The sequence below is a fragment of the Methylophaga sp. UBA1464 genome, from assembly GCF_002325665.1.
GTDB lineage: Bacteria > Pseudomonadota > Gammaproteobacteria > Nitrosococcales > Methylophagaceae > Methylophaga.
The window spans coordinates 15328-24294 of the sequence record NZ_DCSO01000076.1; the positions used below are offsets into that span (position 1 = coordinate 15328).

General features: G+C 47.5%; 11 protein-coding genes. All 11 read left to right on the forward strand.

Annotation, left to right across the window (positions count from 1 at the left end):
- The coding region (locus B3O33_RS09090) for a lysophospholipid acyltransferase family protein (RefSeq protein WP_292363471.1) at window positions 1–532 on the forward strand (532 nt) is incomplete at its 5' end.
- Window positions 525–785 (forward strand): phosphopantetheine-binding protein, encoded by a 261-nt coding sequence (locus B3O33_RS09095; RefSeq protein ID WP_292360807.1) that lies wholly within the window; start codon window positions 525–527, stop codon window positions 783–785. The genes B3O33_RS09090 and B3O33_RS09095, both read left to right, overlap by 8 nt.
- A 9-nt stretch (window positions 786–794) precedes the next feature.
- Window positions 795–1046: an acyl carrier protein gene (locus B3O33_RS09100; protein WP_292360805.1), complete on the forward strand. Its 252-nt coding sequence runs from the start codon at window positions 795–797 to the stop codon at window positions 1044–1046.
- Between the two features lie 8 nt (window positions 1047–1054).
- Window positions 1055–1588 (forward strand): hypothetical protein, encoded by a 534-nt coding sequence (locus B3O33_RS09105; RefSeq protein ID WP_292360803.1) that lies wholly within the window; start codon window positions 1055–1057, stop codon window positions 1586–1588.
- A gap of 1 nt (window position 1589) precedes the next feature.
- Complete coding sequence (locus B3O33_RS09110; protein ID WP_292360801.1) at window positions 1590–3284, forward strand: AMP-binding protein; 1695 nt, start codon at window positions 1590–1592, stop codon at window positions 3282–3284.
- Window positions 3277–4041, forward strand: a complete 765-nt coding sequence (locus tag B3O33_RS09115) for a glycosyltransferase family 2 protein (protein WP_292360799.1) — start codon at window positions 3277–3279, stop codon at window positions 4039–4041. Before B3O33_RS09110 ends, B3O33_RS09115 begins: the two co-directional genes overlap by 8 nt.
- Window positions 4042–4087: 46 nt before the next feature.
- Window positions 4088–4972 (forward strand): hypothetical protein, encoded by an 885-nt coding sequence (locus tag B3O33_RS09120; protein WP_292363472.1) that lies wholly within the window; start codon window positions 4088–4090, stop codon window positions 4970–4972.
- Complete coding sequence (locus B3O33_RS09125; RefSeq protein ID WP_292360795.1) at window positions 4969–5376, forward strand: acyl-CoA thioesterase; 408 nt, start codon at window positions 4969–4971, stop codon at window positions 5374–5376. Before B3O33_RS09120 ends, B3O33_RS09125 begins: the two co-directional genes overlap by 4 nt.
- Window positions 5373–5933 carry an outer membrane lipoprotein carrier protein LolA gene (locus B3O33_RS09130; RefSeq protein WP_292360793.1) on the forward strand — a complete coding sequence of 187 codons (561 nt, stop codon included), beginning with the start codon at window positions 5373–5375 and terminating at the stop codon, window positions 5931–5933. The genes B3O33_RS09125 and B3O33_RS09130 overlap by 4 nt, the downstream gene beginning before the upstream one ends.
- Window positions 5930–8242: an MMPL family transporter gene (locus B3O33_RS09135; RefSeq protein ID WP_292360791.1), complete on the forward strand. Its 2313-nt coding sequence runs from the start codon at window positions 5930–5932 to the stop codon at window positions 8240–8242. Before B3O33_RS09130 ends, B3O33_RS09135 begins: the two co-directional genes overlap by 4 nt.
- On the forward strand, window positions 8243–8967 hold a 725-nt coding region (locus B3O33_RS09140; protein WP_292363473.1), incomplete at its 3' end, for an NAD(P)/FAD-dependent oxidoreductase.

Genomic DNA, 8967 nt, shown 5'->3' on the forward strand with positions numbered 1-8967 from the left:
GCTCCAGGGCGCTAAATTGATACTGGCCAATCATCCGTCTTTAATTGATGTGATTTTTCTGATTTCGCTGGTGCCCAATGCCAACTGTGTCGTAAAAAAGGCCTTGTTACGCAACCCGTTTACATACGGTCCCGTTAAAGCTGCGGGTTATATTCTCAATGATGATTCAGTTGATGTGGTCATTGAAGCCGCCCAGCAGGCTTTTGACAGAGGGGATGCACTGATTATTTTCCCTGAAGGTACCCGTTCCAAACCCGGACAACGACTCAGCCTGAAACGCGGTGCTGCCAACGTGGCCGTTCGTACAAAAGTGGATGTGACACCGGTCATCATTGATTGTCAGCCCCTGACATTGACTAAAGGTGAGCCGTGGTATCGCATCCCTCAACAACGGCCACATTTTGTTATCAGGATCGAGCCGCCTATGCCGATAGCAACCTATATAGATAATGTGAAACCTGCCATGGCAGCCAGAAATCTGACAGCCGATTTAACCGGTTTTTTTAATAAGGAAATTGGATTACATGAGTGATCTTAATCGTGAAATAAAACAAATGATTATCGACAGTCTTGATCTTGAAGATATTGAACTGGAAGACATTGAAGATGATGCCCCGCTGTTTGTAGATGGCTTGGGATTAGACTCTATTGATGCCTTAGAAATTGGCCTGGCCTTACAGAAGCAATACGGCATCAAGTTAAAAGCCGATTCCGAAGAAACCCGCCAATATTTTGCCAGTGTTAATGCGTTAGCCAAGCTGGTTGAATCCCACCGAACTAAATAAGTGAACGCCATGAAGAGTCAGGAAGAAATCTACAACAAGATAGTGGCCGTATTTGAAGAGTTGTTTGAGATTGATGCTAACGATATCTCGCCTGAATCCAATCTATATGAGGATTTGGATATTGATAGTATTGATGCGGTTGATCTGGTGATCGAACTGCGAAAAATGACCAGGAAAAAAATTCAGCCAGATGATTTTAAAGCCGTCAGAACTGTGCAGGACATCGTTGAACAGGTTGAGAAGTTGCTCCATTCGGCTTAATGAACTCAATGGTAAAAGCCAGTTTAATACTCTTATCTATTCTGTATCCCTTTATTGTTTATTGGGGGATACAGCATGATGCCTATGGTTGGTTACTCACGATGCTGGCAGGCTTGCTGGTATTGCGTTGGATAACAGCTTCATCCGCTCAGGAACGCTATTTTTTGTGTCTGGCCGTTATTGTTATTGGTGCTGTCGTGTGGTGGCTGGGTGAAAAAAATGGCCTGAAACTCTATCCCGTCATTATCAACTTGAGCCTGTTATTTCTGTTTGCCTCAAGCCTGCTCACGGAGATGAGTGTTGTCGAAAGACTGGCGAGAATTCGTGAACCGGAGTTGCCAGAGAAGGCCGTTCTTTATACCCGCAAGGTCACGCAGATATGGTGCCTGTTCTTTGCCTTCAATGCCACGCTGGCATTGATAACCGTGCTACTGGCAGATGATGCTTTATGGCTTTGGTATAACGGTGTGGTGGCATATTTTCTGATCGGTGGCCTGATGCTGGGCGAATGGCTGGTCAGACAACGGGTAAAAGCGGCTTAACATGCCAGTATTAACACCCTTATCAACATGGTGGCAGCGTTCGGCAGAGAGTCTGGTAGCGCTATCCGGCAACCAGCAAATCAATGCAATGGCATTTGAGCAGCGTGTTGTCAGCTGGGTGGCCGTATTGGAGAACCAGGGGGGACAACGTTGGGCGGTGTTTCATCACGATGCAGCTGAATGTCTGGCCATTATCTGTGCGTTATGGCAGCTTGGCAGAACAGCCTGTCTGACCGGGGATAACTTACCTGACACAGTGGTACGACTCACCACAGAGGTTGATGGTTTTATCGGTGAGTTTGATATTGATTCGGTACTTCCGCAGGCTGAAAGTGCAGCGATTAAGCAGCAAATAAATTGGCAGATCATTGCTGCAGATCATCCGGCTATTGAAGTCTATACCTCAGGCACTACTGGCTTGCCCAAAGCCATCAGTAAGACGATGCAGCAACTTGAAGATGAACTTGCAGCGTTGGATGTACTGATGCCGGAATCACCCGCTGCCATCGTAGCCACCACGGTTTCCCATCAGCATTTATATGGACTGACCTTTCGTCTGTTCAGACCATTCTGTTATCAGCAGGCGTTCACAGCCCGGCTGAGCCAGTATCCGGAAGATTTAATTGCGCTGGTTGAGCAGCATTCCAGTTTCAGTTTAGTTTCCAGCCCCTCGCATTTGGGACGGATGAATCGTCTTCAGGATTGGCACTTGGTTCAGCCGAAATGCAGTGAGGTCTTTTCGTCAACAGCGCCGCTTAGTTTGGACAATAGTCTCAATGTTGCAGGTTTGCTGCAGGCGCCTGTCACTGAAATTTATGGCAGTTCTGAGACTGGCGCATTGGCATGGCGTCGCCAGCAATCTGATGATGAATCCTCTTTGTGGCAGCCGTTGGCTCATGTTGAATTGAGCAAAGCGAATGACGGGAGTTTAAACGTGTTGTTCTGCCATGATGCTACACAAGTCAACCTTGCCGATCAGGTCGAGTTTTCCCCGCAGGGTCATTTTAGCCTGCAAGGCAGAAAAGATCAGATAGTGAAGGTGGAAGGTAAGCGAGTGTCGCTCAATGAAATGAATGCGCTGTTACAAGCTTCACGCCTGGTTGAACAAGCTCAAGTTTTAACCCTGGCGCGTCATAGAATAGAAATGGCCGCTGTGATTGTGCTCAGCGATGCCGGAAATGCGTTGCTGCATGAGGTCGGCAGAAAACCATTGATTACTACGTTGAAAAAACAGTTAAGCAGACATTTTGAAGCGGTGGTCATTCCCAGACGGTGGCGTTTTGTACAAGCCATGCCGATCAACTCGCAGGGCAAATTGCCAAAGCACCATTTAGTTGAACTGTTTGCCAAACCCGCGGTGAAATGGCCTGAGATCCTCAGCGTGAAAAACCAGGAGGACGAAATCATCTTAAATTGCTGTTTGCCGGAACAGTTGATCTACTTCGACGGGCACTTTGCACAACAGCCGATTTTACCCGGGGTAGTTCAGGTACATTGGGCGGAGTTCTACGGCAGAAAATATTTTCAGGTGCAGGGAAAATTCAAACAACTCGAAGCGTTAAAGTTTCAATTATTACTACTGCCGGCTCAACGGGTTTCCATCAGCCTGCGTTATGACACTGAAAAGCAAAAACTGTTTTTCAGTTATCAATCCGAAGCGGGCACTCACTCTAGCGGCAGAATCTGTTATGAATAATGCAACAACATCCCAGGCGTTTAAACCTGCCATATTGATACCCGTCTATAACCATGAACATGCGATTGGTGAAATTCTCGAAGCTATCCTGGTGTTTAGGTATCCCATCCTGCTGGTGGACGATGGCAGTGACGCTGCCTGTGAACAGACATTAATTCAACTGCAGCAAAATTATTCAGATGACGTTTCCTTAATACGCCTGCCACAGAATGGCGGTAAAGGCGCTGCAGTAAAGGCCGGTCTGATCTGGCTGAATCAGCAAGGTTGCACTCATGCTTTGCAAGTAGATGCAGATGGGCAGCATGATCTGGAGGATGTTGAATTATTCATGAACACGGCTGAACAGTTCCCACAGGCATTGGTGACAGGCTATCCGGAATACGATGCCTCCGTGCCAAAACTGCGTTTTTACAGTCGTTATCTGACCCATATCTGGATTTGGATTAATACGCTGTCGCTGCAGGTCAAGGATAGTATGTGCGGCTATCGGGTTTATCCTGTTGCGCCACTGGTTCAGTTATTGGCTGAACAAAAATGTGGAAATCGAATGGAGTTTGACCCGGAAATCATGGTGCGCTGGGTCTGGGAAAAAGGTGTGGTAAAAAACCTGCCTACGAAAGTGCATTACCCGATTGATGGTGTGTCGCATTTTAATCTGTGGAAAGATAATGTGCTCATTACCGGCATGCATACGCGCCTGTTTTTTGGCATGTTGTGGCGTTTACCGCGGCTTTTATGGCAAAAATGCCATGACTAAGCGTCATCATTGGTCCCGGATCAGCGAGTCAGGCACTGTGTTCGGTATGAAGCTGCTTTTGTTGATCTATCGATTGCTGGGGCGATGGGGCTTTCGGGTCGTTCTGTTTCCGGTGATAGCCTATTACTATCTCCGAAATCAGCCTGCCAGGCAGGCTTCACAGCAATATCTGTCGCGTGTTCAATCCTGTTTACAGGCACAAAAATCACTATCGTCGTTCAAACATTTTCTGATGTTCGGGGAAACGCTGCTCGACAAGTTTCTGGTGTGGATGGGGCAAATCACCCTGAATGATGTGCAATTTCAAACTGACGGTTTATTTGAGCAGGCGATTGAGAACAAACAGGGCGGCATTATCATCGTCTCGCATCTGGGCAATACTGAAGTCTGTAATGCGTTGGCACGGCAACAACCGGATTTGAAATTAACCTTGCTGGTCTATACCCGGCATGCTGAAAAATTTAATTCGTTGATGCAGAAGGTGAATCAACAAGCGCAGGTTGAGATGTATCAAGTCACCGAAATGTCGCCGGCTTTTGCCATGTTGATGTCTGAACGAGTTGAGGCCGGGGAGTTTCTGGTGATAGCGGGCGATCGCACGCCGGTCACCGGGGAGCAGCGGGTTTCCGAAGTGGATTTTCTGGGGGCTTCAGCACCAATGCCTCAGGGTGGATTTATTCTTGCAGGCTTGCTTGGCTGTCCGGTGTTTTTGATGTTCTGCCTGAAACATCCGGATGGTTATCATATTTATCTTGAGCAATTTGCCGAAAAATTAAGCTGGTCGCGTCGTGAGCGGCAGTTAAAGCTTGATAATGTGGTGCAGCAATATGCGAAGTGTTTACAGCATTATTGTCTTAAAGCTCCGCTACAGTGGTTCAATTTTTATCCATTCTGGTCAGCCGAAATAGACAGCAACAGGAAATCTGAATGAGACAAGCTGAAGTGTTAATTGAAGTGCCCTTTCATGATGTTGATGTGATGCGGATTGTCTGGCACGGGCACTATGTGAAGTACTTTGAAATAGCCCGCTGCGCTTTATTGGATGCCATTGACTATAACTATCCGCAGATGCATGAATCAGGCTTTGGCTGGCCGGTTATCGATTTACGCGTGCGTTATGCGCAGCCTTTGCGCTTTCAGCAGAAGATCCGGGTGATTGCCAGATTAACCGAATGGGAAAACCGCTTGAAAATTGATTATCTGATTGAAGATGCCCAGACCGGTCAACGTTTAACAAAGGGCTATACCGTTCAGGTGGCCGTTGATATGCAAACGGAAGAAATGTTGTTTGTCTCGCCGGATATTTTATTTCAAAAGCTGGGGTTGCAACCATGAAACGCTGGTTAATACTGCTGTGGTTTGTCATATCACCGGTTCATGCCGAATTGTCCTATGAATTGCTCACGCAGTTAACCGAGTCGCCAGAGCGGTTGCAGGGCGAATTCAAACAGGAAAAGTATCTGGCAGAATTTGATATCACACTGCTTTCCAGCGGGGTTTTTAACTATCAACGCAATGAATTCATTCGCTGGCAGACCTTAACACCAATTGAAAATGAATTGATCATGAAGCCAGACAGTATCACCAGCAGTCAGGGTGGTGATGATTTGATCTCACTGAAAGCCGATCACGATCCTGCGACGAAAGTTCTCACGGAAATCTTCTTTGCCGTGTTAACGGCCGACTGGTATGCCTTATCTGATTATTTCTTTGCTAATGGCGATTATCAGAATAATCGCGACTGGCAGGTCAAACTAACGCCCAGAAAGCCAACCCTCAAACAAGCCATCAATCAGGTGGAATTATCAGGCGATACATTGATGCGTAAAGTGGTTTTACATGAAAAAAACGGGGATATCACCCGGATTGATTTCCTGAATCTGCAACAATGATTTATCGTCTACTGGCGTCGAAAGTTGCCGCTATCGTCTGGGGTTTGCTGGTGATAACGCTGCTGTGTCTGGCGTGGACAAAACAACCCGCTATTGATACCAGCATGATGAGTTTGCTGCCGGAATCGCAGCAACAGCCGCTGGTTCGGGAAGCTTCGGCTCAAATGGGACAACGTTTTGCAGAGCGCTTGATTATCCTGATTTCCGGGCAGGACAAACAGCAATTGCAACAAGCCACGCAAACCATTGCAGAGCGCTATCAGCAGATCCCGGAAGTCGACTCTGTTGTGTGGCAGATAGATGATCAGCAAATTGAACAATCTCAGCACGCTTCAGATGCCTACCGTTATGTATTACTAACTGAAAAGATGCGACTAGCGTTGCAGAATAATACGGAGGCTGTTGCTAAACGTGCTTTGAGCATGATTTACAGCCCGATGCAAATGGGCGGGCAAAACCTGAAAGCCGATCCGTTTGGTTTATCATCAGCCTGGCGTAGCGCCCAGTCACCTCTGATAAATATTGAAATGGATGAGCAAGGCTATTTACGCCTCCCCGGAGATAACGGTTTTACCAACCTGTTAATCATTCAGCTTAAGGGTGATGCCTTTTCGATCAACGTTCAGCAGGCGGTGTTATCTGTTTTCGACGAATTGACCACTCGCTTTAGTGAGCAGGATATAGAGCTGCTGCCTTCGGGGTTGCTGGTGCATGCTGACGCCGGTGCTCGTCAGGCTGAAAAAGAAATCTCGACTATCGGGCTGGGGTCATTGGCAGGCATTCTTATCCTAATGTTGTGGGTGTTCCGCCGTGTGCGGCTGGTCACTGTTTTATTACTGCCGATTGTAGTGGGCTGTGCGGTAGCAACAGCTGTCGTTATGCTGGTTTTTGAACGGGTACATATTGTGACTTTTGCTTTTGGTGCCGGGCTGATTGGGGTGGCAATTGACTACGCGTTACATTTTATCTGTGAAAGACAACGCCACCAGCTGGTGTTGCCACGCATCATGCCAGGACTTTTTTTAGGACTGTTTTCCAGTGTGCTGGCTTATGCTGCCATCGCCATGACGCCTTTTCCGGGCCTAAGACAAATGGCAGTATTTTCTGCTGTTGGACTCATCGCGGCATGGCTGACAGTCGTCATCGCGTTGCCCAGGCTGACCCAAAATGACCCTCTCAAAGAGTTGAGTGCAGCCAAACGATTGCAACAGTGGCAAGCAGCCTGCCCGGCGCTTGCTAAAAATAATGGGTTCAAGTATGGGCTCGCGATACTCACCATAATGGCAATCGCCATTATCTGGACAGGGAAAACGGAAGATGACATCCGTTTGCTGCAAACCTCTCCTGCCCATTTGCTGGAGCAGGAAACCCGAATTCAGACGCGTCTGGGCTTGAATAGCAGCACACAATTTTTATTGATTCCCTGCGATCAATTGGAGCAGTGCCTGCAACAGGAAGAAGCCATTCGTCCCTGGCTGAGTCAGCTGGTTGATAACGGCAATTTGGTTCAGTTCAGCTTATTGGCCGATCGCCTGCCTTCTTTGAAAAGACAAGAAAGCAATGCCTATTTGGTGGAAACGCTTTATAACGCTGAATTAAAAAAGCTATTTACGACGCTGAATCTGACGGATGCCGCTGCGACCCAAGCAATGGAGATGATGCAGTATGGGTTGGCCAATCGATTGACAGCAGAACAGCTTCCAAACAACGGATTAGGTGGCATATTAAGTTCGCAGATCATTCATACAGATCACAATGGCCTTGCCACGATGGTCAGTCTTACCGCGAGCCAGCCCAGGCAGTTAGCACAACAGTTAAGTTTAAAAAAGCATTTCCCGGAGCTGGTACTGGTCGATCAGGTTGAGGCCATTTCCAGCTTGATGGCCGATTATCGTCAGCAGATTATGATCTGGATTGCATTGGCTTACCTGTTGCTGTTTGTGATTTTGTTTTCCCGATATAAACTAGCCGCCTGGCGAATCATCATGCCGCCGATGTTGGCATCATTATTCACGCTCAGCATCCTGATGCTGTGCCTTCCCGGAATTAATTTATTTCATATCATGGCGTTGATCCTGGTGCTTGGGATTGGGCTGGATATGGGGATTTTTCTGACAGAAACACAGCAGGCCGCCAATACCTGGCTGGCGGTGACTCTGTCGGTGATAACCAGTTTATTGGCGTTTGGTCTGCTTTCACTCAGCCAAACGCCTGTGTTGCAGCATTTTGGGCTGACCGTGTTTTTGGGGTTGGCGATGATTTGGATATTAACGACGTTATTACGTCAGCCTTCTCAGGGAGTTGAATAAGTGGCTACACAAAAAGGGATTTTCGATGTCATTGTGATTGGCGCAGGACCTTCGGGAGCAGTCGCCTCGGCATTGCTGAATAAACGGGGCTATAACGTTCTGGTGCTGGAACGATCACATTTTCCCCGTTTTTCAATAGGAGAAAGTCTGTTGCCACAAAGCATGGCATTCCTCGAACAGGCTGATATGCTCGAAGCCGTTCAGGCTGCAGGTTTTCAGTTCAAAGACGGTGCTGCATTCAGTTGCGGCGAGCGTTATGAATTTTTTAATTTTAACGAAAAATTTTCCGAAGGCTGGGGCACTACCTTTCAGGTACAGCGCGATATTTTTGATAAAGTGCTGGCGGACGAAGCGGCCAGACAAGGTGTTGATATTCGTTATGGTCAGTCAGTCACCCGGTTTGACTATGACGAAAATCTTGGTGTGGCGGCAGTTGAGGTAGTGGATGAAGCCGGACTCACTCAGCAGTTTCACGCTAAATTTGTGCTTGATGGCAGTGGGTATGGTCGCGTATTACCCAAACTGCTTAATCTGGAGAAAGCGGCCAATTTTGAACCCAGAACCTCGTTATTTACCCATGTAGAAGATGCCATCAGCGATCCGGACTACGATCGCAATAAAATTCTGATCACTGTGCATCCTCAGCATCGTGATGTCTGGTACTGGCTGATTCCATTCAGCAATGCCCGATCCTCGGTTGGAGTGGTGGCCTCAAAAACATTTAT

What these genes read in the sequence shown, in the direction of transcription:
- B3O33_RS09095 (WP_292360807.1), top strand. Translation starts at nt 525, where the DNA reads ATGAGTGATCTTAATCGTGAAATAAAACAAATGATTATCGACAGTCTT.
- B3O33_RS09100 (WP_292360805.1), top strand. Translation starts at nt 795, where the DNA reads ATGAAGAGTCAGGAAGAAATCTACAACAAGATAGTGGCCGTATTTGAA.
- B3O33_RS09105 (WP_292360803.1), top strand. Translation starts at nt 1,055, where the DNA reads ATGGTAAAAGCCAGTTTAATACTCTTATCTATTCTGTATCCCTTTATT.
- B3O33_RS09110 (WP_292360801.1), top strand. Translation starts at nt 1,590, where the DNA reads ATGCCAGTATTAACACCCTTATCAACATGGTGGCAGCGTTCGGCAGAG.
- B3O33_RS09115 (WP_292360799.1), top strand. Translation starts at nt 3,277, where the DNA reads ATGAATAATGCAACAACATCCCAGGCGTTTAAACCTGCCATATTGATA.
- B3O33_RS09120 (WP_292363472.1), top strand. Translation starts at nt 4,088, where the DNA reads ATGAAGCTGCTTTTGTTGATCTATCGATTGCTGGGGCGATGGGGCTTT.
- B3O33_RS09125 (WP_292360795.1), top strand. Translation starts at nt 4,969, where the DNA reads ATGAGACAAGCTGAAGTGTTAATTGAAGTGCCCTTTCATGATGTTGAT.
- B3O33_RS09130 (WP_292360793.1), top strand. Translation starts at nt 5,373, where the DNA reads ATGAAACGCTGGTTAATACTGCTGTGGTTTGTCATATCACCGGTTCAT.
- B3O33_RS09135 (WP_292360791.1), top strand. Translation starts at nt 5,930, where the DNA reads ATGATTTATCGTCTACTGGCGTCGAAAGTTGCCGCTATCGTCTGGGGT.